This window comes from Burkholderia sp. Tr-20390, assembly GCF_017104595.1.
GTDB lineage: Bacteria > Pseudomonadota > Gammaproteobacteria > Burkholderiales > Burkholderiaceae > Burkholderia.
Genome location: NZ_JAAGPC010000053.1, coordinates 24618 through 49494, shown reverse-complemented (window position 1 = coordinate 49494; position 24877 = coordinate 24618). Strand labels below are relative to the sequence as shown.

Here is a 24877-nt window from a genome sequence, read left to right as displayed (position 1 = left end):
GCCGCTCGCCGCCGTCGCGCTCGCCGCCGTGCTGCTCGCGACCGGTATCGTGCCGCGCATCGATGCACGCGCCGCGCAGCGCGCGCAGGTGGCCGCGCAGCAGGCGCTGCCGGTATCGGTGATCGCGCCCGGCACGGCGCCCGCCGACCAGACGCTGACGCTGCCCGGTTCGGTAATGCCGTTCGCGGAAGCGTCGATCTATGCGCGCACCAGCGGCTATATCGCGCACTGGAGCGCGGATCTCGGCGCGCACGTGAAGGCCGGCCAGCCGCTCGCGCAGATCGCCGCGCCCGATCTCGATGCGCAGTTGCGCCAGGCGCGCGCCGACGCGGCCACCGCGCAGGCGAACTACGACTATGCGAAATCGACCGCGCAGCGCTGGCAGGACATGCTGACGTCGCAATCGGTGTCGCAGCAGGACACCGATACGAAGGTGGCCGACATGAACGCGAAGCGTGCGATGCTCGCGTCCGCGCAGGCGAACGTCGCGCATCTGAACGAGCTGGTGTCGTACGAAACTGTCAGCGCGCCGTTCGACGGCGTGATCACCGCGCGCAACGTCGACGTCGGCACGCTCGTCACCGCGGGCGGCACGCCGGGCAGTCCGGGCTTGTCCGGCGAGCTGTTCCATCTGGAGCAGACCGGCACGCTGCGCGTGTTCGTCGACGTGCCGCAGGACAGCGCAGCCGACGTCTCGACCGGCACGCCGGTCTACCTGACCACGCAGCAGTATCCGGGGCGGCACTTTGCCGCGCGCGTCGCGCGCACGGCCGGCGCGATCGATCCGGTCACGCGCACGCTGCGCGTCGAAATCGACGTCGACAACGCCGACGGCGCGCTGCTGCCCGGTGCGTATGCGCAGGCGCACCTCGTCGTCGCGAGCGCCGCGCCCGCGTTCGAGCTGCCCGTCAGCGCGCTGCTGTTCCGGCCGGACGGCGTGACGGTGGCGACCGTCGCCGCGAACGGACGCACCGCGCTCAAGCGCGTGCAGATCGGGCGCGATTTCGGCACACGCGTCGAGATCGTCTCGGGGCTCGCGGCAGGCGATCGCGTGATCGACAACCCGGGCGATGCGATCACCGCCGGCGAAGTCGTGAAGATCGTGTCGATTGCGCATGCGGCGGCACCGGTTTCAGCTTCGTCCGCGCAACGCGCGCAACCCGCGCCCGCGAGCGGTGCGAGCGGCGTGCCGCCGATGCGCGCGAGCGGCGCAGCACCGGCCGCGCCGGCCGCATCGACACCCGCCTCGGCGCCCGCACGCGGCTGACCTATCGAAGACCCCTGCCGAGATATCTGCCATGCGCCTCGCTCATCCGCTCCCGTTCGCCCGCCGCGCCGTCGCGCTCGGCCCCGCCGCGGCATTCGCCTCGTTGACCGCCTGCACGACGCTGCCGACATCTTCACCGCCTGCGGTCGCCGTACCGGCGCATTACGCGGGCGCACCGACCGCACCGGCCGCACCGGCCGCACCGGCTGCGCAAGCCGGCTGGCACGTCGCGATGCCGGCCGACGCCGACGCGCGCGGCGCATGGTGGACCGTGTTCGGCGACGCCGAGCTGAACGCGCTCGAAGCACGCGTCGACGTATCGAACCAGACGGTGAAGAAAGCGCTCGCCGATTTGCAGCAGGCCCGCGCGATGGTCGACTACCAGCATGCGGGGTTCCTGCCGACGATCACCGCGGGCGCCGCGCAAAGCCGCGCACGCGTGTCGCAGAACCGGCTCGGCTCGTCGCTGGCCGGCAAGACCACGCCCGACTATCAGGCCGGCGTGGCCGCGAGCTGGGAGCCCGACGTATTCGGGCGCGTGCGCGATGCGGTGGCGGGCGCGCAGGCGAACGCCGCCGCGAGCGCGGCCGACCTGCAGGCCGTGAAGCTGTCGGTCACGGCCGAGCTCGCGACCGACTATTTCGCGCTGCGCTCGCTCGACACGCAGAAGCAGCTGCTCGACGACACCGTGCACGCGTACGCGGACGCACTGACGCTGCTGAAGCAGCAGCTCGCGGCCGGTGCGATCGACGCGTCGGCGGTCGCGCAGGCCGACACGCAGCTCGAGGCGACGCGCACGCAGGACACCGACATCGACGCGTCGCGCGCGCAGCTCCAGCATGCGATCGCAACGCTGGTCGGCGAAAGCGCGTCGACGTTCGCGCTGCCGCCGCGCGTGCAGTCGTACGACGTGCCGGCCGTCCCGCCCGGCGTGCCGTCGCAACTGCTCGAGCGGCGGCCCGACATCGCGGCGGCCGAGCGCCGCGTCGCGGCCGCGAACGCGCGGATCGGCGAGGCGCGCGCGGCGTTCTTCCCGGACCTCGTGCTGTCGGCGAGCGCCGGGCTCGAGAGTTCGTTCTTTGCGCCGTGGCTCACCGCGCCGAGCCTGTTCTGGTCGCTCGGCCCGCAGCTCGCCGGCACGCTGTTCGACGGCGGGCGCCGCAGTGCGTCGCTGCGCGGCGCGCATGCGCAATACGACGGCGCGGTCGCCGATTACCGGCAAACCGTGCTGGTGGCGTTCCAGCAGGTCGAGGATCAGTTGTCGTCGCTCGATGCGCTCGCGTCGGAGGCACGCAGCCAGCAGCGCGCGACCGATGCGGCCGACCTGTCGCTGCGGCTGACGACGAACCGGTTCAACGCAGGTGCCGTCAGCTACCTGGATGTCGTGACCGCACAGACGATCGCGCTGACGAACCGGCGCACGGCCGACCAGATCGCCGCGCGCCGGATCGAGGCCGAAGTCGGGTTGCTGAAGGCGTTGGGCGGTGGTTGGCAGGCGGAGCCGGCGCCCGGCGCGGCGGCGCAGACGCAGACGGGCATCGCAAGCGACGCGGCCGCCGCGCCGCACGATACCGCCGTTACGACGCCGACGGCCGGCTGAACGTGAGCATGAAACGCGTGCCGGCCGCATCGCTTTCGACGCGCGCGCTCCCGCCGTGCAGCTCCATCACCGATCGCACGATCGCGAGACCGAGCCCGGCCGTGCCGCCCGGCGCACCGCCGCTGCGCGCCGGGTCGCCGCGCACGAACCGGTCGAAGATCCGCGGCAGCAGCGCGGGATCGATCGGCTCGCCCGGATTCGCGACGACGACGCGCACCGCATCCGGCGTTTCGTCGACGGCGAGCGTGATGACACCGCCGGCCGGGGTATAACGCAGCGCGTTCGCGAGCAGGTTGCCGATCGCGCGGCGAAACAGTTCGACGTCGGCAGTCAGTCGGCCCTGCCCTTCGACGCGCAGCGTCGAGCCCGCTTCGTCGGCGAGCCCCTCGAAATACCCGGCGATGCGTTCGAGTTCGTCGCGCACGTCGAACGCCCGCTGCCGCGTGACGAAGCTCGGATGCTCGGCGCGCGCGAGGAACAGCACGTTGTCGATCATCCGCGCGAGCCGGTCGTATTCCTCGAGATGCGATTCGAGCAGCGCCTGGTATTCGTCGGCCGGCCGCGGCCGTGCGAGCGCGACTTCGGTCGCGCCGCGCATGTTGTTCAGCGGCGTCCGCAGGTCGTGCGCGAGATCGGCGCTGAATTGCGACAGATGCGAGAACGCCTGCTGCAGGCGGCCGAGCATCGCATTCTGCGCATCGACGAGCGCCCGCAGCTCACGCGGTGCGCGCGACGCGTCGAGGCGCGTGTCGAGCTTGTCGACCGTGATCCGGCCGGTGTTGTCGACGATCTCGCGCAGCGGCTCGAGTGCCGTGCGGATCAGCCCGTAGCCGAGCAGCAACGCGAACAACGCGCCGAGGCCGCCGGCGAGCTTGAGCCGGTCGCGATAACCGTCGAGCAGCGCGGCCCGGTCGCGCATGTTGCGCGCGATCGCGATGTGAATCGGCGTGCGGTCGCCGAGCAACGCTTCGATCACGACGCCGCGCATCGGCGTGCCGCCCGCCGCGATCCATGTGACGAGTCGATCGGCCGTGATCCGGTCGTTCGCGGGTATCGGCGTCGCATTCGGCGCAACCAGCTGCGCGTCGGCCAGCGGCGCCGACGCGGCCGGCCGCGCGTCGTCGAGCGCGGCGAGCGTGACGTTGTGGCGCACCAGCATGTCACCCTGCCCATCGGTGACGACCATCGACAGCGCCTCGTTGCCGAGCACCTGGCTCGTGAGCCGCTCCGTATGCGCGCGCACCGCGTCGAGTGATTCGAGCTCGCCCGCGAGCCGGCGCGTATGGCGCGCGGCGAGCACGATGTCGAGGTCGTCCTGCGTATTGACCTGCCGCTCGAGGCTCGCGTACACGTACACGCCGACGAGCCCGAACGCGGCCAGCGTGGTGGCGGCAATCGCGAGGGCGAGCGTCGCGGCCAGCGAACGCGGCCACCTCATGCGTCGTCCTTCGGTTCGAGCACGTAGCCGACGCCGCGCACCGTGTGGATCAGCTTCACCGGGAACGCGTCGTCGATCTTCGCGCGCAGGCGCCGGATCGCGACTTCGACGACGTTGGTATCGCTGTCGAAGTTCATGTCCCATACGTAGGAGGCGATCTGCGTGCGGCTCAGCACCTCGCCTTGCCGGCGTGCGAGCAGCTGCAGCAGCGAGAATTCGCGCGGCGTCAGGTCGATCCGCGTGGCGCCGCGCTTCACGCGGCGGCGCACGACGTCGATTTCGAGGTCGCCCACCGCGAGATGCTCGGTTTCGCGCGGCGGCCCGCGCCGCGCGAGCGTGCGGATGCGGGCGAGCAGCTCGACGAACGCGAACGGCTTCACCAGGTAATCGTCGGCGCCGAGCTCGAGGCCGTGCACGCGGTCCTGCACGTCGTCGCGCGCGGTCAGGAACAGCACCGGCGTCGTATGCGTGTCGCGCAGCCGCTTCAGCACGCCCCAGCCGTCGAGCACCGGCAGCATCACGTCGAGCACGATCACGTCGTAGCGCTCTTCCTGCGCGAGCGTCAGCCCTTCGCCGCCGTCCTTCGCGAGATCGACGCTGAACCCCGATTCCTCGAGGCCCTTCTTCAGGTAGGCGCCCGTCTTCGGCTCGTCTTCAACTATCAGGATGCGCATGGCGGTTCCGTCGCGGTCGTGGTGACATGCGGCGATGTTACCGGGAAACGGCGACGGCGCACTGCACGGTGCAAGCGGGAACGGGGTGGATGACAAAACGGTAATCGGGCCGTCAGCGTGGCGTGCGGTGGCGAACCCCCGAATCCCCATTGGCGGCGCCGATCGGTATTCCGGAGACGGGCAGCTCGGCACACGCGGGCGCGGTGCGGACGACGGTACCGAGGACGACCCGGATGGCGATGTCCGCACATCGCACGCGTCGTGAACGCGTATGCAAACGAAGGTGAAGGCATCTTCCCGAGCCGCTGCTGCCGCGGCTTCTCGCTGCTGCGCAGCATGCGCCAGGATGTCGCCGGCCGCATCGAGCTCGCACGCGCAGCACGGCCATTCTTCGACGTCGCGGACTTAGCGCGTCGCGCGCGGCTCGATCGGCACGACCTGCAGGTGCTCGCGCGCGCGAACGCGCTTCGTTCACTCGCCGGCGGCACCCGACGCGCCGCGCTTTGGCCGGCGGCCGCCGCCGGTCCTGATCGAGGTCTGCTGCGCGGCACCGAGCGCAACGACGCGGTGCCGGCGCTGCCTCAAGCATCGGAGGGCAAGGAGATCGTAACGGACTATCGCGCGATGGGCTTCGCGCTCGGCCGGCATCCGCTGGCGCTATTGCGCGATCGCCTCGCGCTGGATCGCCTGGAGTCGGCCGAGCAGCTAGCAACGCTGCGCAGTGGCCAGCTCGCGCGCGCGTGCGGACTGGTTATGGTGCGACAGCGACCGGGCACGGCGAACGGCGTGCTGTTCATGACGCTCGAAGACGAGACGGGCCAGGTGAACGTGATCCTCTGGCCCGTCCTGCTGGTGACGTTTCGGAAGGAAGCGCTCGGCGCCGCGTTGCTGGCCGTATACGGCGTGTGGCAGGCCGAGGGGAAAGTGCGACGCCTGATCGCGAGCAAGCTCGTCGACAGGACCGAGTTGCTCGGGGCTCTGCCGACGACGGCATGGGAGTTTTGCTGAATTGTTGAATTTCAGGTTACTTCTTGCTCTGAACGAATGTACTGCCGTTGTAGCGGTACTCGCGCGTCGCAGGCCCTGCGTCGTCAATGTTGGTCCAGGTGACCTTAAATCCAAGCGGATCGTCGAGCCATTCGATCGCAAGCCACGGTGATCGATTGTTCACATCCGTGTCAAGCGACACGCTATGCAAGCAACTCTGCACAGGCATTGAGTACTTGGAGGTAGCGACGTTACCCTTGATCTGCAGGGCATATAGGGTGCTCTCTTCTCCCGCTCCACAATAACCCATCGGATTGTTGCTCGACGACTGATTCACGACGACCAGAACGAGCTCTTTTCCGTCGACAACTTTCGTGCTCGCGGACGGAAAGCCGATGCTCGATGCTGACGCGACAGCACGACGAAGAACGGTTGGCAATTGCACGGTGGCCGACCGGTGATGCGCGATATCTACTTCGACCAGTCTCTTTCCATCCTGCTGCAACTCCAGTCCATTCGAGAGCCGCACCGAGGTGGGTGCGTCCGTTTCGGCGAAGGCGTTCACCGCGATGACAATTGCCGCCGTGCAGGCACACCACTTAATTACCGAAGATATGATCGACATAACAAATTCCGGAATACTCCCAACGATGATCTTTGTCCTGACCAGCCTTCATTTTCTTGTACTGGTCGCTGTCACGCTCGTGCAGTTCAGCCTCGGTTTTCCCAACGTTCTTGGGATCCTTCATGTCCCAGCCTATGTTACCCGTCTGCGTGTCACACAACACGTCTCGTCGTTCTAATTCTCCCGTCGTTTTGTTCGCCTCGTAGTAGCTACCGCCATTCCACCGAGTGAACGTCTCGCGTTTCAACTGCTCGTCGGTGTACGGTAGCCCTTTGAAGCTCTTGATCGCATCCCTTTGCTTCGACTGAAACAGCGCAACGCCTGCCTTGATGTTCTCTTTCCAGCTCCAGACCTGCTCATAGGTCGGTGCGGGATTCGTCATTTGGGTCATCCCGTAGCCTTTGTCGCCAGCGACCACTGGCTCATTGTCCGCGTTGATGAAGTTCTTGAAGCGACTCTCTTGCTCGAGGATCAGGTCGAAACCAACCGTATTCGGAATCGGCTTGAGGTAGTTCAGCACATCGTCCTTCGAGGGGTTTTTCCCAAGAATGAACACGGTTCTCCGAAAGTCTGTACTGCCCGCCTTCACTTCGACCGACAACTTCCCCCCGATGACCTTGTCGTTCAGCTTCGCGTCCCAGGTCTTGTCGTTGCTCGTGAATGACCCCGTCTCAGAGAACGATCTGACCTTTTTCCCCCGCTTCGCCGACTCGCGCAGCGAGCTCACCTGCGCATCCCATACGATGGTCCATTTCCATTCGTAAGGTCCGGCAGCATCCGTCTGGATCTCGAACGTGATCGACGGGAACTGCGTCGTTTCGTCGATATAGAACTTGTCGCCGGTTGCCGGGCGCACCCATTCGCCTGTGTCGTTCTGAATAACGGCCTTCACCAACGATTTTTGATCGGTCCCGGTCGTCGACGCATGCTTCACGTGACGCTTGACGGTCTTACGCTTCTTCGCCGCTGTCATCTTCGACCTCCTTGTAAACCGTCAGCGAAAGCGACTCCGGCTGATCGGTATAGATGTGCTGAGTAAAACCGTCTGCATCGCTGAAACCGCTCCACTTCTTTCCCGATTCGCTTTCGATTTCGTAGCGCGTGTGTGGCATCACCGTTTCCCCGTCGTCGTCGACCAGGTGGAACTGTTCGTGATATCGCGGGGCGTCACCTGCATGGGGTAGGCCCGGCAGAACGTACCCTTGCGCGGTTGGCCCGTCGAGGCTGTGCGACGAGCCCTTGATGTCGATCTTGCCGGGCGCATGGATCTGGATGTCGCCATTGGCGATCCTGATGTATGCGCCGCCCGACGTGAGAAACAGCTCCTGATCGGCCGCGACTTCAACCTTGGCTGTCGTCGAAAGTACCTTGACCGACTTCTGGGCCGTCAGCTCGATATTGTCCGAGTGCGCCTGTACTTCGATCTTGCCGCGACCGGCGAAAAGCTTCATCCCAGCGCTCTGGACGAAGATGCTCAGCTTGTTGGCGACGCTCGCGATCAGTGACTTTCCGACCGCCAGGTGTGTGCTCTGACCACTGATGATGTTGACATGTTGCGCGGCGGACAGATGGGCGGTTTCGTTTGCCGAGAGCGCGATGCCCGAGGGGCTGCCGAACAGCATCACGGGTTCTTTGAATACGTTCGCGCTGCCGGTGCCGCCGCCAGCCGTGCGGCCACCTGACGCGGCGCCTGTCGCCGACTCCTGCGTCGCATCGGTCAATTGCTTGAGGGAATCGTAACCAGCCTGCAGGCTCTCGGCGTCGTGTGCGGTGCTCGCGTCAGATAACGATTCAAGCAGGCTCTCGGCCCGGACCAGTTGCTGTTGGGTTTCGCGCGCGTCGAGCGGTTGGCTGTCCACCGCCTTCGGGTACGTGCTTACGTATAGTCCGCGATTCGCACGAACGGCGCCGTAGCTGTCGGTCCGCAGGTCGAAACCGGCCCCCAGATAGTCGCCCCGCGCATTGCCGGTATGGTTGATAAGGTAGCCGAGATGCAGCGCGGAGTTTCCCTGGCTGCTGAACAACTGCATGCGATTTTGCCCGGTCGAGTCGTCCATCACCATCTGGTTGTACCCTGCGCCGCCGAACTCCTTGGAACGGTAGCCCGATAACAGCCCGTTCGTATGCCACTGTGGCTTCGCAGCGCCGTTGTAGACGCGGGCAATTGCGATCGGGCGGTCACAGTCCCCGCCGACGTAATCAATCAAGACTTCTTCGCCAACGCGCGGCGGGTGAACTGCACCGTATCCACTGCCAGTATCAGACTGCGCAACGCGCACCCAACACGATGCGCTCTCGTTCCCGTCATTGATTCGGTCCCAAATGAAGCGCACCTTAATTCGGTTCAACTCGTCGGTATAGACCTCTTCGTTCTGCGGCCCGACCACGATCGCTGTCTCGAGGTGCGTCGTCGGCTTCGTATGTTCGAATGGACTTCGGAACGGCACCGTCGTCCGTTGCGCTTCAATTTCGACCTGATAGGCACCTGTGGATCCAGCGGCGGCCGGCGATGCATGCGCGGCACCGTCCAGGTCGTCGATCCCCGACTCGGCAATCTGTTGGTCCAGGCTAAGGCGCATCCGCGCGGACGATTGGGTGATGGGGAGGTTGTTGCGAACGACCCAGCGCGCGGCGATTGCGACGAACTCACGCTGTTCAGTCGGGTCACTGTCGTGATCGGGGTGGGCGTCCAAGGTGAAACGTTTGCCTGCGTCAGCTGCGCGCCAACCTCCAATGCCGAAAAAACGCTTCGACCGAGATTCCCATTCCTCAATGCGCGCTTTCGAAAGGGCGTCCCCTCTCTCCTGCGCCAGAAACGTATAGGCGCCGGTGTACTGATAAACCTCCGCCTGATCAGGCAACTCACCCTGGTTCGGCATCGTCGGTAACGACGTACCCTTCGAGTTAAAAGCGCCCGACGGATTTTTGTAGTCGAACGTGCGCGTCGTCAACGACGTGCTCTGCAGCGTGCGTGTCCCGCTCCATTGCGTGAGTGCATCCGATGCGATGGTGGTTCCTGCACGGGAGAAAGTGAGCGGCCGCGCCTCGTCGAGCGCAGTCAGCCGGTCGGTGATGACGAGTCGATGCGCCTTACCATCGCTGTCGTGCTTCCAGTAGCCATAGAGCCCTTCCGACTCCAGCAGCCGGTGAACGAAGTTCCAGTCAGTCTCGTCTTGACGGCAGAACGACAGTGAAGGAAGCGACCGGGACAGGTGAAACTCGTAAAAGCCTCGCGACTGCGGATGTGCATTGAAAACATCTGTGACAATCGCGTCAACCGGCTTGTCTTGCCAGATTTTCTGATCGCGACGAAATCGCAGGAAATGCATCCACGACGCGATCGTGATCTGGTGGAACGTCAGCCCACCGTCTGCACCAAGGCGTCGCGCAGTGTGCACATAGCCATGATGTGGTGCATACGATGCGGTACCTTGCTGAATCCAGAGAGTGGCGGGCTGTGCGATGAGCTTCTTGAGCTCGACCTTCGAGTCTGCCGTGACGACGTCGACAACAAACTCGAAATCGCGGCCAAGTCGTGATTCCCCGACCATTTGGTGGGGAAGCAATACGTCGTTTCCCAACGACGTATCCAACTTCAAAAGACGGTCTTGCTGAATCAGTCCGCCTCGAATAAGTTGCATAAGATTACGCGAATCCATCTGCATACCCTTCTTATTTATTACGCATGCTTTCAATGTGTAATAACACTTTGCCATCGCGTCTGATTGTACAGAATGGAAAATCTCGCGAATCTCAAAAATGGTTAATGTTGGCAAATGGAGTTATATCGCATTCCTGCTTATATGTCGGCTCGATAGTAAATAAGATCCGCTCGATTGAAAGGCTGATATGTCGCGTGATCTATGATTGTCCGGCGTGGGGCATCACAAACAGCCGCTCGTCCCGCACGACCGGTTGCGGTTCGGCCACGACGATGTGCGAGGCGTCGGAATGCGCAGGATTCACGAGGACATTGAATTCCGCACGTGCGACCACCGACGGAACGATCAGAATCGCGGTACGGGATTCCGTGAGCCACGCATCGCCGAACTGTCGTGCGGGATGAGGTGCTGCCGAGCCCCATCCGTCGGGCAACGTCTCGGCGGCATGGCGTTCGACGTGGACGTCGTCGGGAACCGTCGCTTCGACCCATCCGTGGGTCTTCGGTACCTCGCCAATCCGCGCATGCACGAGTACTTCGAGCATCGCACCAGCGAAGGTCAAAGCCGCATAGATGCCTGGGCGACCCGGACTGTTGAAGCGGCCGCCGACCAACATCGCACCGGTGCCTCCTCCCGTCTATCGACCGAGTTTCCGGCCACTAGCGTCCGACCCGGCACAAAGAAAGCGAAGGCGAATCGCTGGCTGCGGCGCGCTCGACGACAGCGCAACTTCGCACCGACACGTACGACGCTGCGCTGATGCTCCTGCCGAGCTGAGCCGATCACCCACCAAGGCACACCCTGCATTGACGACCGTCGAGGCAGTCACGAGCGCGGCTCGCTGTGTGAGGCGAGCCCGGGGTGGGTTCCGCCAGACGCGGTCGTTTTTGCACATTCCCCTTCTCCCAAGTGCGACCTTTTCTGTCTGTCGACAGCCGGACTCGGGTTGCATCCGGCCGCGCCCCGACCAAAAGTGACCCCATTAACATCATAAGATTGCATTCTCACACTTAATGTGATTTTATTACCACTTGTCGCACGCCGCCGCCCACCACGCGCGCGGCGCATCCCATACCAAGGAAGAGACGCAGATGGAGACAATCGCCGTCATCGGCAGCAACATGGTCGATCTCGTGACCTACGTCGCACGCATGCCCGCCCGGGGCGAAACGCTCGAAGCACCGAACTTCGAGCTCGGCTGCGGCGGCAAGGGGGCGAACCAGGCCGTCGCGGCCGCCCGCCTCGGCGCGCGCGTCGTGATGGTCACGAAGGTCGGCGACGACGTCTTCGCCGACAACACGATCCGCAACTTCGAGCGCGAAGGCATCGACACCACGCACGTGCGCAAGGTCGCCGGCGTGCCGAGCGGCGTCGCGCCGATCTTCGTCGAACCCGATTCGAGCAACAGCATCCTGATCGTCAAGGGCGCGAACCGCCACCTGACGCCGGCCGACATCGACGCGGCCGCGCCGCAGCTCGCCGCATGCGCGCTGATCGTGCTGCAGCTCGAGATCGAGCTCGACACCGTCTATCACGCGATCGCATTCGGCGCGCGGCACGGCATTCCGGTACTGCTGAACCCCGCGCCCGCGGTGGCCGATCTCGATTTCGAGCGGATCCGCACCGTCGAATTCTTCGTGCCGAACGAAACCGAGCTCGCGATCGTGTCCGGCATGCCGGTCGATTCGCGCGACAGCGCGGCGCGCGCCGCCGAAGCGCTGGTCGCGCGCGGGCTCAAGCACGTGCTCGTCACGCTCGGCAGCAACGGTTCGCTGCTGGTATCGCGCGACGGCGTGCGGCATGTGCCGGGCGTGCCGGTCGACGCACGCGACACGACGGGCGCCGGCGATGCGTACATCGGCTGCTTCGCGCGCTGCTACGCCGCGTCACGCAACGCACTCGATGCGATGCGTTACGCGTCCGCGTATGCCGCGCATTCGGTCACGGGCCTCGGCACGCAGAAGTCGTACGCCGACACCGCGACGTTCGAACGCTTCCTCCGCGACGCCGGCATGTAAGCGGCGCCTTCATCGACGAGACAATTGGGAAGGAGACACCCATGAGCCGAGCCAGGATCGAACACACCCCCGACGGCTATTACCTGAACCGCACGCCGCTCTTCGCGTTCACGCTGCTGTGCTGCCTGTTCGCGCTGTGGGGCACCGCCGCGAACCTGAACGACGTGCTGATCGCGCAATTCAAGAAGTCGTTCTTCCTGTCCGATTTCGAATCGGCCTTCGTGCAGTCGGCGTTCTATCTCGGCTACTTCTTCCTCGCGATTCCGGCCGCGACCGTCGTGAAGAAATTCAGCTACAAGACGACGATCCTCGTCGGCCTGCTGCTCTACACGACCGGCTGCCTGCTGTTCTTCCCGGCCGCGTCGATGGCGAAGTACGGGATGTTCCTCGTCGCGCTGTTCGTGATCGCGGCCGGCCTGTCGTTCCTCGAAACCGCGTCGAACTCGTATTCGACGCTGATGGGCCCGCGCGCAACCAGCACGCGGCGGCTGAACATCTCGCAGACGTTCTATCCGTTCGGCGCGATGGCCGGCGTGTACATGGGCAGCTTCCTGATCTTCAAGGAAGGCGATGCGTCGCATGCGCAGCTCGCCGCGATGTCGGCCGCCGACGCGCACGTGCACCAGCTCGCGATGATCCAGGCCACGCTCGAGCCGTACAAGTGGCTGATCGTCGTGCTCGTGGCCGTGTTCATCGTGTTCGCGCTCACGCCCTACCCGGCCTGCAAGGGCAACGGCCCGAGCGTGGCCACGCACCGGATCGACGCGCGCGGCACGCTCGCGCGCCTGTTCGGCAACCGGCGCTTCGTCGCGGGCGTCGTCGCGCAGTTCCTGTATGTCGGCGCGCAGGTCGGCGTGTGGAGCTTCACGATCCGGCTCGCGATGCAGATCGGCGGCCTCACCGAGCGCGGCGCGTCGCACTACCTGCTCGCGACGTTCTTCGCCTTCTTCGTCGGCAAGCTGGTCGCCACGCTCGTGATGAAGCGTGTCGGCCCGGCCAAGGTGCTGATCGTCTACGGCATCCTGTGCATCGCGCTGCTCGCGTACACGATCAGCGTGCACGACATCACGGCCGTCTATGCGGCCGTGGGCGTAAGCGTGTTCCTTGGCCCGTGCTGGCCGACGATCTACGGCCTCACGATCGATGGGCTCGGCAAGGACACCGAATACGGCGGCTCGATCCTGGTGATGAGCATCGTCGGCGGCGCGGTCGTGCCGCTGATCCAGGGGCTGATCTCCGATCACACGGGCGGCAACATGCAGCTCGCGTTCGTCGTGCCGCTCGCGTGCTTCGTCGTGATCGTCTACTACGGCTTCTACTGCCTGCGCCACCTGCCGGCCGCGACGCCCGACGCAGCCGCCGACGGCAACGCGCCCGCGCGCTACGCCGCCACGCGCAACACGTCGGGAGCCTGAGCATGCGAGGCGAAATCGAACTGCGCCGCGACGACTTCCGCGACACGCCGCGCACGCTGTACCGCACCGACGGGCTCACCGTCACCGCGTTCGCGTATCCGTCCGGCGTCGAGGCGCTGAAGCTCGAGAACCGTCGCGGCCACCTCGTCGTGCTGCCGTATCTCGGCCAGATGATCTGGGCCGCCGCGTTCGACGGCCGCGACCTGACGATGAAGCACATGTTCCGGCAGCCGAAGCGCGCGGCGTCGATCATCGATACCTACGGTTGCTTCATGTTCCACAGCGGGCTGCTGCGCAACGGTTGCCCGGGGCCGGACGACACACATGCGCTGCACGGCGAGATGCCGTGCGCGCCGATGGATCGCGCGAGCGTCGTCGTCGGCGCGGATGCGCGCGGCGCGTTCGTCGAGGTGACCGGTGAATACGAATACGTGCAGGGATTCGGCAGCCACTACATGGCGCGCCCGTCGGTGCGGCTCGCCGAGCACGACGCGCAGATGACGATCGCGATGGACGTGACGAATCTCGGCGGCGCGCCGATGGACCTGATGTACATGGCGCACCTGAACTATGCGTACGTGCCGGGCGGTCGCTTCGTGCAGGCGCTGCCTCGAGGCGGGTTGCGATTGCGCGACAGCGTGCCCGCGCACGTCAGGCCGACCGCCGCATGGCGCGACTACACGGCCACGCTCGCGCACGAGCCGGAACGGCTTCACACGCTCGATGCGCCCGCGCTGTACGACCCGGAGATCGTGTTCTTCATGAACGGTGCGGAAACGGATGCAGACGGGCTCGCGCATTTCCTGCTCGAACATCCGGATGGCGGCGCATTCCACACCGCGTACCGCCCCGAGCAATTCCCGCTCGCGACACGCTGGATCCTGCACAACGCGGACCAGCAGGTCGCCGCGTTCGCGCTGCCGTCGACCTGCGAGCCCGAGGGGTATGAAGCCGAACGCCGCAAGGGCCATGTGGCGGCGCTCGCGCCGGGCGCGACGCGCCGCTTCGACGTCGTCACCGGCTACCTGAGCGCGGTGGAAGCCCGCCATGCGTGAAGCGATGCGCGGCCGCGCGGCGTCAGGTCACGAGCGCGATCCCGTGTTCGCGGATCGCCGTTTCGTAGCGGCGGCTCAGTTGCCCGTCCGAGATCACGTAGTTGAAGTCGGTCAGCTCGGCGAAGTACGCCGCGCGCACTTCGTCGAACTTCGTGTGGTCGACGAGCAGGAAGCGGTTCTGCGCACGCGCCATCACCTTCTTCTTCGCGTCGACTTCGTGGAAGTTGAAGCACGTGACGCCACATCGGTCGCTCACGCCGGCGGCGGAGATGAACGCCTTCGACACGCGCACCGTGTCGAGGATGCCCGTCTCGGCTACCGATTCGAACACCATGTTCTTGCGGTGGTACGCGCCGCCGCACAGGATCACGCTGCAGTGCGGCTTCTGCTGCAGCTTCGCGAACACGTTCAGCGAATTGCAGACGGCGGTGAATTCGAGGTCGTCCGGAATGAAGTCGACGATGAACGGCGTGGTCGAGCCGCAGTCGACGAAGATCGTGTCGCCGGTCGTCACGAACTGCGCGGCCAGCTTGCCGATGCGGCGCTTCTCCTCGGTCTGCCGGTCGTTCTCGGTGCTGACCACGTACTCGCCGATGTCGCTGCGCTGCGCGGCGAAGTGGCGCGTCACGTAGCCGCCGATCAGGCTCAGGCCGTGCGGGTTGTCCGCGAGATCGCGGCGGATCGTCATCTCGGACACACCGAACAGCTCGGCCACTTCCTTCAGATGAATCGCGTTCTGCCCTTGCAGCACGTTCATCAATGTCTTGATCCGTTCGCCTTTCTTCGTTTCCATGCCAGTATCCTGCGTGCCCGCTGCATCCGTCGCTCGTCGTGCCGGGCGCGCGGGCCCGGCCGGAATGTCGTATTTGTAACAAACCGATGTGAAAACATCAACTTTACGTGTGCCCTTCCGGCACACGCTCCGTGGAGTCCTGAAACATGCCGCTTTCCAACGCCCAACTCGCTCAAACCATCGATCACACGCTGCTCGCGCCCGACGCGAGCGACGCGCAGATCCGCGAACTCTGCCGCCAGGCGGCCGAGCATCGCTTTTACTCGGTCTGCGTGAATTCGGCGAACGTGCCGCTCGCCGCGCGCGAGCTGGCCGATACCGGCGTGCTCGTCTGTGCGGTGGTCGGCTTTCCGCTCGGCGCCGGGCTGTCGGCCGCCAAGGCATTCGAAGCCACCGCCGCGATCGCGGCGGGCGCCGGCGAGATCGACATGGTGATCAACATCGGCGCGCTGAAGAGCGGCCGCGCCGACGACGTGAAGGCCGACATCGAAACCGTGCACCAGGCATGCGGCGCGGTGCCGCTCAAGGTGATCCTGGAAACGGGGCTGCTGACCGACGACGAGAAGGTGCGCGTGTGCGAGATGTGCCGCGATCTCGGCGTCGCGTTCGTGAAGACGTCGACCGGGTTCGGCCACGGCGGCGCGACGCTCGCGGATGTCGCGCTGATGCGCCGCACGGTCGGCCCCGTGCTCGGCGTGAAGGCGTCGGGCGGCGTGCGCGACCGCACGGCCGCGCTCGCGATGATCGAGGCCGGCGCGACGCGGCTCGGCACGAGTTCGGGGGTGGCGATCGTGACGGATCAGGGGGGGAGTGGGTCGGGGTATTGACCGATGCTGCAGGCCGCCGACGGATTGGCGGACGCGGGCGCGATGCCAGGCTTCGCGCCTATGCGCCGGCTCGCGCGCGGCGCCTGCGTCCATCCGATGAGAACGCTTACCGTCCGCTCGCGATCGACATGCCCTGACAGTTTCGACAGGGGCACCGCAACGCCTCTTCCACCCGCCCCGCGACATCGGCACAATGCCGCTCATGCTCCAGGACAACGCCTTCGTTTCCCCGTCCGCCGGCCCCGTCGGCCGCCTCGTCAACCGGCTCGTCGCGAGTCGCCCGCTGCTGCGCACACGCCGTGCGCTGCTGTCGCGCCTGCCGTTCCTGCAGCTCGCGAGCGAGGTCGAGAACGTCGTGTACTGCTCGTGGCTCGTCGATGTCTCCGCCGTCGCGCATCTGGTGCCGCACGGTGTCACGCTCGCGAGCCGCGACGGCCGCACGCCGTTCACGATCCTCACCTATGCGCACCGCCATTTCGGCCCGCGTATCGCGGGCCCGCTGCGACGCGTATTCCCGTCGCCGTTGCAAAGCAACTGGCGGCTTTACGTCGATGCGCTGCCGGGCGGCGTGCCGGCCGATCGCACGGTGCTGTTCGTCAAGAACGTGTTCGATCATCCGCTCTATGCACTCGGCAGCCGACTCTTCAGCGATGCGCTGCCGTCGCATCTCGCCGAGCGCTTCACGCATGCAGTGCAGGATGGACGGTATCGGACGCGGCTGTCGGGCGGTAGCGGGAGCGCGCCCGATTTCCATTGCTCGGCGGCGATGTCGGATGACGCCACGCTACCCGACGCGTTCGCGCCGTTCTTCGAAAGCTGGCGCGACGCCGTCGCCTACCTGTCGCTGCAGGACGCGGCCGTCGCGCATGTCGCGGACTGCGACCGCCTCGCGCATGCGGCGATCGACCTGCCGATCGATGTCGACGCGGTTCGGCCGCTGAAACCGGTCGAACCGGTGGGCGGCGGCGAATTCCTCGCGCGCATCGGCGCGACCGGCGAACCGATGTGCTTCGTCGTGCCGGACGTCGCGTTCAGGGTGTTGTCGGAGCGGGTCTTGTAACGCCCCACTCAACCCGCTCGCAACACGCGTGCGCTTTCATCCACGTCACTCTCTTCCGCCATCCGCCCGATGTAATCCCGCACGAACTGCACGGCAATCCGCCCCGACCGCGCACCGCGTTCCAGCGCCCACTGCAGCGCCGGTTCGCGCGCCGCGCGAATCTGCTCCGTGTCGAACCCGGCTTCGCTCAGCCGGCTGTCGACCACCGTCAGATACGCGTCCTGCGTGAACCCGTAAAACGTCACCCAGATCCCGAATCGCTCGGACAACGAAATCTTCTCCTCCACCGCGTCGCCCGGATGCAGCTCGCCGTTCTCCGCGCGCGACACGTTCGCGTTGTCGCTCGCCTGCTCGGGCATCAGGTGGCGGCGATTGGACGTCGCGTACACCAGCACGTTCGACAGGTCGCTCGCGACCGAGCCGTCGAGCACCGTCTTCAGCTCCTTGTAGCCGGTCTCGCCCGCCTCGAACGACAAGTCGTCGCAGAACACGATGTATCGTTCCGGCCGCGCCCGCACCAGCTCGACGATCGCCGGCAGGTCGCTCAACTGCTCCTTGCCGACCTCGATCAGCCGCAGCCCCTGCGGCGCGAACGCATGCAGGCACGCCTTCACGATCGACGACTTCCCGGTGCCGCGCGCGCCGGTCAACAGCACGTGATTGGCCGCGAAGCCGCGCACGAACTGCCGCGTGTTCCGTTCGACGATCGCCACCTGCCGCTCGACGTTGCGCAGCGCATCGAACGCGATGAGCGCGGGTGACGCGACCGGTTCGAGCGGCGCCGCTCGCGGCCCGCCGTCGAAGCCGCGCCAGCGGAATGCAACGGCCGCGTCGAAGTCGACGGGCGCCGGCTGGCCGCTGCCTGCCAGCGCTTCGAGCGCGGCTGCGATCCGTTCGAGCTGGTGCGCGAGCGCCGGGCCCTCCACGAATGCACGCGGGTCCGGCAGCGCGTCCATCAGGTGCTGCATGTCGCGATCGCCGCTCATTGCCGCATCCCTTGCGAAGCGCTCGCCTGGAACGGAAACCGCTGCGCGATCGCCACGCCGACGAGCGCCACGCCGCCGCCGATCAAGTGATACAGCTTCAGCGATTCGCCGAGCAGCACGATCGCGCCGCCGGCCGTCATCACCGGCAGCAGGTTCATGAACATCGCGCAACGGCTCGGGCCGAGCAGACGCACGCCCTGCATCCACAGATACGGCAGCACCACCGACGCCAGCACGCCGGCATACAGGATCAGCGGCACGCTCGCACGCGTCGGCCACGCCGCCTGCGCGGGCAAGCGCAGCAGCATCGGCACCATGAAGACGAGCGCGGCAAGCGCCTGCACGTAGGTCGACTGCCACGCCGGCAGCGCACCGATGCGCCAGCGCTTGAGCAATACGCCATACAGCGCATAGGCGGCCGACGCGGCCAGCATCAGCAGGTCGCCCGTATGCACGCCGCGCGCGGCGATCGTCGTCGGGTGCCCTTCGGCAATCAGGTAGACGACGCCCGCGAGCGACAGCACCCCGCCGCCGATCATGCCGACGCTGGGCGGATCACCGAGCAGCAGCGAGCTGAGCGCCATCGTCATCAGCGGCACGAGCGCCGTGATGATCGCCATGTTGGTCGCGCCGGTCGTTTTCGCGGCCTCGTAGGACAGGCTCTGGAACAGCGCCATCGCGAGAAAGCCGAGCACCGCGAGCTGCGGCAGGTGCGCGACGAGCGCCGCGCGATTGCGCCACGCGGAGCGCAGCGTGAACACGCTCATCAGCGCGACGGCGAGCAGCAGCCGGTAGAAGGTGATCGCCGACGGGTCGATCGTCGACGCCGACAGCTTCGACACGACCACGTTGCCGGCCCACAGCGCGATCGCGCAGAAGGGAAACAGAAAAGGAGACTTGTTCATCGCATTCGACGGATTAATATCCTGGCAGGGGTTGGCGTGGATGGGAACGCCATCGTGCCCGCCCGTCCACCTGCCTGTCTCACGCCAAAATGTCACGACTTGTCGCCAATCGGACACTCGAGTCCACCCCGCCCGGTGCCCACCTGCGCTTCGAATCGACGCCGATGCCCGTCTCGGCGATGGCGGCGACGTACGCGCACGGCACGTCGATCGCGCCGCACCGGCATCGCCGCGCGCAGCTGCTCTATGCGATCGAGGGCGTGATGCACGTGCAGTCCGAAGGCGCGTCGTGGGTCGTGCCGCCGACGCGCGGCGTGTGGCTCGAAGCCGGTCTCGACCACACGGTGCAGATGAGCGGCGACGTGCAGATGCGCACCGTGTTCGTCGAGCCGGGCGCGGTCGAGCACCTGCCCGCGCGGAGCTGCGTCGTGGAAGTGCATCCGCTGCTGCGCGAGCTGATCCTCGCCGCGGTGGACGTGCCGCTCGACTATGCGCCGGGCTCGCGCCACGACCACCTGATGCACCTGCTGCTCGCCGAGGTGACGGTCGCGCCGCTGCTGCCGCTGTACCTGCCGTGGCCGCACGACCCGCGCCTGCGCACGATCTGCGACGCGCTCGTCGCCACGCCCGACGACCTGCGCACGATCGCCGAATGGGCCGACCGGCTCGGGCTGTCGGTCCGCACGCTCCATCGCGCATTCCGGCGCGAGACGGGGCTCAGCTTCCGCCGCTGGCGCGAACAGGCGCGGCTGCTGCTCGCGCTCAAGCGCCTCGCGCACGGCGAGAAGGTGCTGACCGTCGCGATGGATCACGGCTACAGCAGCCAGAGCGCGTTCTCCGCGATGTTCAAGCGGCATTTCGGCGTGTCGCCGTCGGCGTTTTATGCGTAGGGCGGGTTCTTGTGCGGCGCGCTCGACGAATGCCGGTTGCCCGCACAGGCCGCGCCCACCGCATGAAGCGCGCCGCTACCGCGCCGCAATCCCCGCGATGAAGCACACGCACGCGGCTGCCGACGCCACCATGCGCACGTGATTCCACATCGTCCAGTCGTGCACGTAGCGCGTCCACAGCGCCGCGCCCTGCGCGGTGGACGGATCGGCCGCGGCGAGCGCATCGTTGAGCGGCACGTTGACGGCCATCGTCACCGCGAACATCCCGAACACGTACAGCACACCGCCCGCGACCGTCAGCATCGCGCCCGGCTGTTCGCGATCGAACAGCGCGAGCACGACCAGTGCGAGGGCCATCAGCGTCGTGACGAGGAACAGCGGCATGAACGGCGAGCGCACGATATCGACGTTGATCGCGTTCATCGCGGCCACGCCGGCCTGCGGCGCGATCCGTCCGAGCGACGTCATCACGAACGTCGAGAACGCGAAATACACGCCGGCCATCAGCCCGCAGCCGATGGCCGAGCCCCACAGCAACGCGGCGGTCGCGAACGCGATCATGATCGTGCGCTCCACACGCCGGTGGCGGCCGTCGCGCGCGCATAGTCGGCGAAATCGCGCGCCGGCCGCCCGAGCGTCGCTTCGATACCGTGCATCACCGCGCTGTTGCGCCCGTCGAGCACCACGCCGAACAGGTCGTCGAGCAGCGCGACGACCGGCTCCGGCACGCCCGCCTCGCGCAATCCGGCGACGAACGCATCGGCCGGAATCTCGCGATAGACGACCGGCCGGCCGGCGGCTCGTGCGATTTCGCCGACCGCTTCGGCAAACGTCAGCGCGCGCGGCCCCGTGACCTCGATCACGCGGTTCGCGAAGCGCGCATCGGTGAGCGCGGCCACGGCGACGTCCGCGATGTCGTCCGCGTCGACGAACGGCTCGCGCACCGCGCCGGCCGGCAGCGCGACTTCACCGGCCAGCACGCCGTCGATCAGGTAGCCCTCGGAGAAGTTCTGGTTGAACCAGCTCGCGCGCACCACGCCCCAACCCACGCCCGACGCCTGCAGCGCGGCCTCGGCGGCCTGCGCGCGGGGCTCGCCGCGCCCGGACAGCAGCACGACCCGCTCGACACCGCGCTCCCGCGCAAGCCGCGCGAATGCGGCGATCGCATCCACCGCGCCTTCGACGGCCAGGTCGGGCTGATAGGTCACGTACGCGGCCGACACACCGTCGAGCGCGGCCGGCCACGTGTCGGGCGCCGTCCAGTCGAAGCGGACGGCCGACGTGCGCGACACGGGGCGGGTCGCGATGCCGCGCGCACGCAGCCGGGCATCGACGCGGGCGCCCGTCTTGCCCGAACCGCCGACGATGAGGATGGGAAGTGCCGACATGACCGTCTCCTTTGGCTAAAATACGAGAATTTCTCGTGTTTCGAAAACACGATAGACTCTCGCATTAGCAACGTCAAGTTTTTCTGGAGGCGGCATGGGCCGACAAAAATCGGGGCAGAACGACGGGCCCGCAACAACGGCGGACACGGCGGATGCGCCGGCGCGCGCGCGGCTGGTGCCGACGCAGCAGCGCAGCCGCGAGCGGTTCGAGCGCATCCTCGCGTGCGCGTCGGAAGTGATGATCGAGAAAGGCTGCGATGCGTTCCGGATGAGCGACATCGTCGAACGCACGGGCATCTCGTTCGGCTCGCTGTACCAGTACTTTCCGGACAAGGCGGCCGTGATCGGCACGCTTGCGGAGCGCTACAACGAAGCCGGCCACGTCTGCGTGCGACGCGACCTCGCGACGATGAAGACGCTCGACGACCTGCACGCCACGCTCGCCCGCATCACGGACAGCTACTACCGGATGTTCGTCGACGAGCCGCTGATGCGCGACATCTGGCGGGCCACGCAGGCCGACCGCGCGCTGCAGGCACTCGACCGGGCGGACGGTGAGTTTCTGGCGGGGTTGTTCGCGGATGCGCTGGGCGAAGTGGCGCCCGATATTCCGCATGCGCAGCGGAGCACATTCGCCGAGCTGATGATGATCCAGATCGCGGCGGCCGTGCGCCATGCGATCACACTGCCGCCGAAGGCGGCGCAGCAGATCCTCGCCATGTTCAAGCGTGCGCTGCCGCGCGATCTGTCGGTGCTGGGCGCGTAGTCGTGTCCAACGCAGTACGCGGCCGGCACCGACTTCACCCCGCGCCTGCCGGATGCGCGTTCCGCCGGCGGCAAGCAAGCCCGACCTTCGTCACGGCATGACGGGCGGATGGTAGCTGAGCGTGCTCGCAAGCGCCCAGAGCATGAAGATCACCAGCGGAAGATGCACCACCAGCTGCGTGAACGTGAACCCGACGATGTCGCGGGCACGCAGCCCGAGCACACCGAGGAGCGGCAGCATCCAGAACGGATTGACCAGGTTCGGCAACGCCTCGGCGGCGTTGTAGACCGTCACCGCCCAGCCCAGGTGGACGTGCAGCAGTTTTGCCGCCTCGATTACGTAGGGCGCCTCGATGATCCACTTGCCGCCGCCGGACGGCACGAAGAATCCGAGGACGGCCGAGTACACGCCCATCACCGCCGGAAACGACGCTTGCGAGGACAGCGCGACGAAGAAATGCGCGAGATGATCGGAGAGCGGCAGTCCGGCAGGCGCCGACGCCTTGGTCAGGATGTAGGCGATGCCGCCGTACAGCGGAAACTGGATCAGCACACCTGCCACCGACGGCACGGAACGCGCGACGGCATTGAGGAAGCGCCTCGGTCGCCAGTTCAGCAGCATGCCCAGCATCAGGAACAGGAAGTTGTACGTGTTCAGGTTCGAAATCGCGATCAGCGGATTTTTCGTCGTGAACGTGTGCGCCATCCAGATCGTCCCGATCGCAACGATCGCGAGGGTGATGAGCGGGCTGTACTCGAGCCAGTCTCCCGGGCGACTCGGGCGCGGGATCGCGGCGTGGGCCTCGTCGAGCGGAATCCCGAGCTCCGCCGCCGTCTTTGCACGCGTGCCGCCGGGCGCGGACAGCCACGCAATCAGCAGCGAAACGACCGTCAGCACGGCAGCCATCAGCATCGACTGCGGCAGGAAGATGGTTTCCGCGAACGGAATGACGCCGGTGATCGCGAGCAGGGTCTTCGGCAAGCTGTCCGGGTTCGCTTGCAGTTGCGATGCGGACGAGCTCAAGCCCAGCGCCCACGTCGCCCCCATGCCGAGATAAGCGGCCGCGCCCGCGGCCCGGTAGTCCATGCGCAGATCGGCGCGACGCGCCAGCGCCCGGACCAGCAGGCCGCTGAAGATCAGGCTGATCGCCCAGTTGAACAACGAGGCGACGATGCTGACGAGCGCGACGAACGCCACGGCCGCCCGTCCGGACGACGGCAGCCGCGCGAGCGCGTCGATCAGTTTCGACGCGGGCGGCGATACCGCGACGACATAACCCGAAATGGCCACGATCGCCATCTGCATCGTGAACGGGATGAGGCTCCAGAAGCCGTCGCCGAACGCCACGCCGACCTGCCTGACCGGCGCGCCGATCGCAAGCGCGCCCAACGCCACGATGACCACGGCGATCGCGGCGAAGATATAGGCGTCCGGGAACCACTTCTCCGACCAGCGCGCGACGCCGGCGGCCATTCGCTCGAACGCGCCTTCGCGGTCCGTCGCCGGCGCATCGACGCGCGGCACTTCCGTCAACTCTTTCATCCTTGTCTCCTTGTCCGTCAACACCCTAGTTTGATTTTTCATAGACCTGGATCGCAGCGGCCAGGTCTTCCATCGCGGTACCGACGGCCTTGAACACCGTTCTCTCGCTGTCGTTCTGCCGGCCGTTCGCTTCGCCCTTGCACAATGCCGACAATGTCCGGTTCAAGTCGCCGATCGCGATGACCCCGCGTGACAGCGGGCCAAGGAGATCACCGGACTTTTGTGGTGCTTCGTCCGTATCGACGTAAATCTCCGCATCCCGGAAGCAATCGTCGTCGGCCTCGCGCATGCGCGGCGTGAAACTGCCGATCAGGTCGAGATGCGATCCCGGCGCAAGCCACTTGCCGGAGACGATCGGCTCCGTCGCGAGCGTCGCACAACTCACGATGTCCGCGCGCCGAACGCTTTTCTCGAGATCGGTAACGGGCTCCGCGTTGAAGCCGAGCCCGGTCAGGCGATCGACCAGCTCGGCCACTGCCCGCGGATTCCTGTCCCACACTTCGATGTCCGAAATGGGCAACTGGCTGCGATACGCGAGCGGCACCAGGCTGCCGACGCGTCCGGCGCCCAGCAGGACGAGACGCGACGCATCCGGACGGGCCAGATAGGTCGCGGCCAGGGCCGATGCGGCCGCGGTGCGTCGCGACGTGATCTCGTCCCCGTCCAGCTGCGCAAGCGGTTGTCCCGTTCGCCCGTCATAGAGCACGTAAGTCGAGTGCAGCCCGGGCAAGCCGTGCCTCGCATTCCCCGGGAAGATGTTGACCGTCTTGATGCCCAGATAGCCGGTGTCTTCCCACGCCGGCATGATGAGCACCGTGCCCTCGTCTTCACCGCCGGCATTGATCGCATGCGCATGGCGAAGCGGCACGTGACAACCGTCGACGAACGCTTGCCTCAGACGCGATACCAGCGATTCAAAATCCAGTGCGTCACGTGTTGACACGGCGTCAAAATATTTCATGGTGAACTTATCCTTCGG

At 66.3% G+C, this 24877-nt stretch carries 22 protein-coding genes and 1 pseudogene; 10 read left to right on the top strand and 13 right to left on the bottom strand.

All coding sequences use genetic code 11. The features are described from left to right. Together G3N98_RS16905 and G3N98_RS16900 are read left to right on the top strand one after the other, a co-directional pair. Window positions 1-1267, top strand: a 1267-nt coding sequence (locus G3N98_RS16905) for an efflux RND transporter periplasmic adaptor subunit (RefSeq protein WP_206148729.1), incomplete at its 5' end; no start/stop codon positions are given. Window positions 1268-1298: 31 nt separating this feature from the next. Continuing rightward, window positions 1299-2867 carry an efflux transporter outer membrane subunit gene (locus G3N98_RS16900; RefSeq protein WP_206148728.1) on the top strand — a complete coding sequence of 523 codons (1569 nt, stop codon included), beginning with the start codon at window positions 1299-1301 and terminating at the stop codon, window positions 2865-2867. Here G3N98_RS16900 and G3N98_RS16895 read toward each other — a convergent pair. Both G3N98_RS16895 and G3N98_RS16890 read right to left on the bottom strand, forming a co-directional pair. Beyond that, window positions 2845-4305 (bottom strand): heavy metal sensor histidine kinase, encoded by a 1461-nt coding sequence (locus G3N98_RS16895; RefSeq protein WP_206148727.1) that lies wholly within the window; start codon window positions 4303-4305, stop codon window positions 2845-2847. The genes G3N98_RS16900 and G3N98_RS16895 overlap by 23 nt on opposite strands. Next, entirely contained in the window at window positions 4302-4979 is a 678-nt protein-coding gene (locus tag G3N98_RS16890; protein ID WP_027786146.1) for a heavy metal response regulator transcription factor, read from the bottom strand. Before G3N98_RS16890 ends, G3N98_RS16895 begins: the two co-directional genes overlap by 4 nt. A 315-nt stretch (window positions 4980-5294) precedes the next feature. Between G3N98_RS16890 and G3N98_RS16885 the strand changes: the two are divergent. Beyond that, window positions 5295-5987, top strand: a pseudogene (locus G3N98_RS16885) (OB-fold nucleic acid binding domain-containing protein); the annotation flags it as partial. Between the two features lie 16 nt (window positions 5988-6003). Here G3N98_RS16885 and G3N98_RS16880 read toward each other — a convergent pair. From G3N98_RS16880 to G3N98_RS16865, 4 genes are all read right to left on the bottom strand, one after another. Continuing rightward, window positions 6004-6591, bottom strand: a complete 588-nt coding sequence (locus G3N98_RS16880; protein WP_206148726.1) for a hypothetical protein — start codon at window positions 6589-6591, stop codon at window positions 6004-6006. Next, complete coding sequence (locus G3N98_RS16875; RefSeq protein WP_046546685.1) at window positions 6566-7564, bottom strand: hypothetical protein; 999 nt, start codon at window positions 7562-7564, stop codon at window positions 6566-6568. Before G3N98_RS16875 ends, G3N98_RS16880 begins: the two co-directional genes overlap by 26 nt. After that, window positions 7542-10250, bottom strand: coding sequence for a type VI secretion system Vgr family protein (locus G3N98_RS16870; protein ID WP_206148733.1), 2709 nt, complete (start codon window positions 10248-10250; stop codon window positions 7542-7544). Before G3N98_RS16870 ends, G3N98_RS16875 begins: the two co-directional genes overlap by 23 nt. A gap of 202 nt (window positions 10251-10452) precedes the next feature. Then, window positions 10453-10869 (bottom strand): RES domain-containing protein, encoded by a 417-nt coding sequence (locus G3N98_RS16865; RefSeq protein WP_206148725.1) that lies wholly within the window; start codon window positions 10867-10869, stop codon window positions 10453-10455. A gap of 475 nt (window positions 10870-11344) precedes the next feature. Here G3N98_RS16865 and rbsK point away from each other — a divergent pair, with 475 nt between their 5' ends. From rbsK to G3N98_RS16850, 3 genes are read left to right on the top strand one after another with little or no spacing between them, the layout of a single operon-like run. Continuing rightward, complete coding sequence (rbsK, locus tag G3N98_RS16860) at window positions 11345-12271, top strand: ribokinase (RefSeq protein ID WP_089429506.1); 927 nt, start codon at window positions 11345-11347, stop codon at window positions 12269-12271. 41 nt (window positions 12272-12312) lie between these two features. Continuing rightward, the gene (fucP, locus tag G3N98_RS16855) at window positions 12313-13686 is read left to right on the top strand and encodes an L-fucose:H+ symporter permease (protein ID WP_089429505.1); all 1374 of its coding nucleotides are present in this window, start codon (window positions 12313-12315) and stop codon (window positions 13684-13686) included. A 2-nt stretch (window positions 13687-13688) separates the two neighbouring features. After that, a complete protein-coding gene (locus G3N98_RS16850) occupies window positions 13689-14741 on the top strand; it encodes an aldose 1-epimerase family protein (RefSeq protein WP_206148724.1) in 1053 nt (350 codons plus the stop codon). A gap of 22 nt (window positions 14742-14763) precedes the next feature. Here the strand turns inward: G3N98_RS16850 and deoR are convergent, their stop codons facing one another. Further along, a complete protein-coding gene (deoR, locus tag G3N98_RS16845) occupies window positions 14764-15534 on the bottom strand; it encodes a DNA-binding transcriptional repressor DeoR (protein ID WP_206148723.1) in 771 nt (256 codons plus the stop codon). A gap of 146 nt (window positions 15535-15680) precedes the next feature. Here deoR and deoC point away from each other — a divergent pair, with 146 nt between their 5' ends. After that, entirely contained in the window at window positions 15681-16361 is a 681-nt protein-coding gene (gene deoC / locus G3N98_RS16840) for a deoxyribose-phosphate aldolase (protein WP_206148722.1), read from the top strand. A gap of 193 nt (window positions 16362-16554) precedes the next feature. After that, entirely contained in the window at window positions 16555-17421 is an 867-nt protein-coding gene (locus G3N98_RS16835) for a DUF2071 domain-containing protein (RefSeq protein ID WP_206148721.1), read from the top strand. A gap of 8 nt (window positions 17422-17429) precedes the next feature. Here G3N98_RS16835 and G3N98_RS16830 read toward each other — a convergent pair whose 3' ends face one another. Together G3N98_RS16830 and G3N98_RS16825 are read right to left on the bottom strand one after the other, a co-directional pair. Beyond that, window positions 17430-18407, bottom strand: coding sequence for an ATP-binding protein (locus G3N98_RS16830; protein WP_206148720.1), 978 nt, complete (start codon window positions 18405-18407; stop codon window positions 17430-17432). Beyond that, window positions 18404-19312: a DMT family transporter gene (locus tag G3N98_RS16825; RefSeq protein WP_206148719.1), complete on the bottom strand. Its 909-nt coding sequence runs from the start codon at window positions 19310-19312 to the stop codon at window positions 18404-18406. Before G3N98_RS16825 ends, G3N98_RS16830 begins: the two co-directional genes overlap by 4 nt. An 89-nt stretch (window positions 19313-19401) precedes the next feature. Between G3N98_RS16825 and G3N98_RS16820 the strand changes: the two genes are divergently transcribed. Then, window positions 19402-20202 (top strand): helix-turn-helix transcriptional regulator, encoded by an 801-nt coding sequence (locus tag G3N98_RS16820; RefSeq protein ID WP_206148718.1) that lies wholly within the window; start codon window positions 19402-19404, stop codon window positions 20200-20202. Between the two features lie 75 nt (window positions 20203-20277). On the opposite strand, the gene G3N98_RS16815 is transcribed toward G3N98_RS16820, so the two are convergent. Next, a complete protein-coding gene (locus G3N98_RS16815) occupies window positions 20278-20763 on the bottom strand; it encodes an anthrone oxygenase family protein (RefSeq protein ID WP_206148717.1) in 486 nt (161 codons plus the stop codon). Next, entirely contained in the window at window positions 20760-21590 is an 831-nt protein-coding gene (locus G3N98_RS16810) for an NmrA family transcriptional regulator (RefSeq protein ID WP_206148716.1), read from the bottom strand. Before G3N98_RS16810 ends, G3N98_RS16815 begins: the two co-directional genes overlap by 4 nt. A 94-nt stretch (window positions 21591-21684) precedes the next feature. Between G3N98_RS16810 and G3N98_RS16805 the strand changes: the two genes are divergently transcribed. Further along, window positions 21685-22356 (top strand): TetR family transcriptional regulator, encoded by a 672-nt coding sequence (locus G3N98_RS16805; protein WP_206148715.1) that lies wholly within the window; start codon window positions 21685-21687, stop codon window positions 22354-22356. Between the two features lie 90 nt (window positions 22357-22446). On the opposite strand, the gene G3N98_RS16800 is transcribed toward G3N98_RS16805, so the two are convergent. Continuing rightward, window positions 22447-23898, bottom strand: a complete 1452-nt coding sequence (locus tag G3N98_RS16800) for a TIGR00366 family protein (RefSeq protein WP_175237775.1) — start codon at window positions 23896-23898, stop codon at window positions 22447-22449. A gap of 25 nt (window positions 23899-23923) precedes the next feature. Next, on the bottom strand, window positions 23924-24859 hold the full coding sequence (locus tag G3N98_RS16795; protein WP_206148732.1) for an ornithine cyclodeaminase family protein: 936 nt from the start codon (window positions 24857-24859) through the stop codon (window positions 23924-23926). Between the last annotated feature and the right edge of the window lie 18 nt (window positions 24860-24877).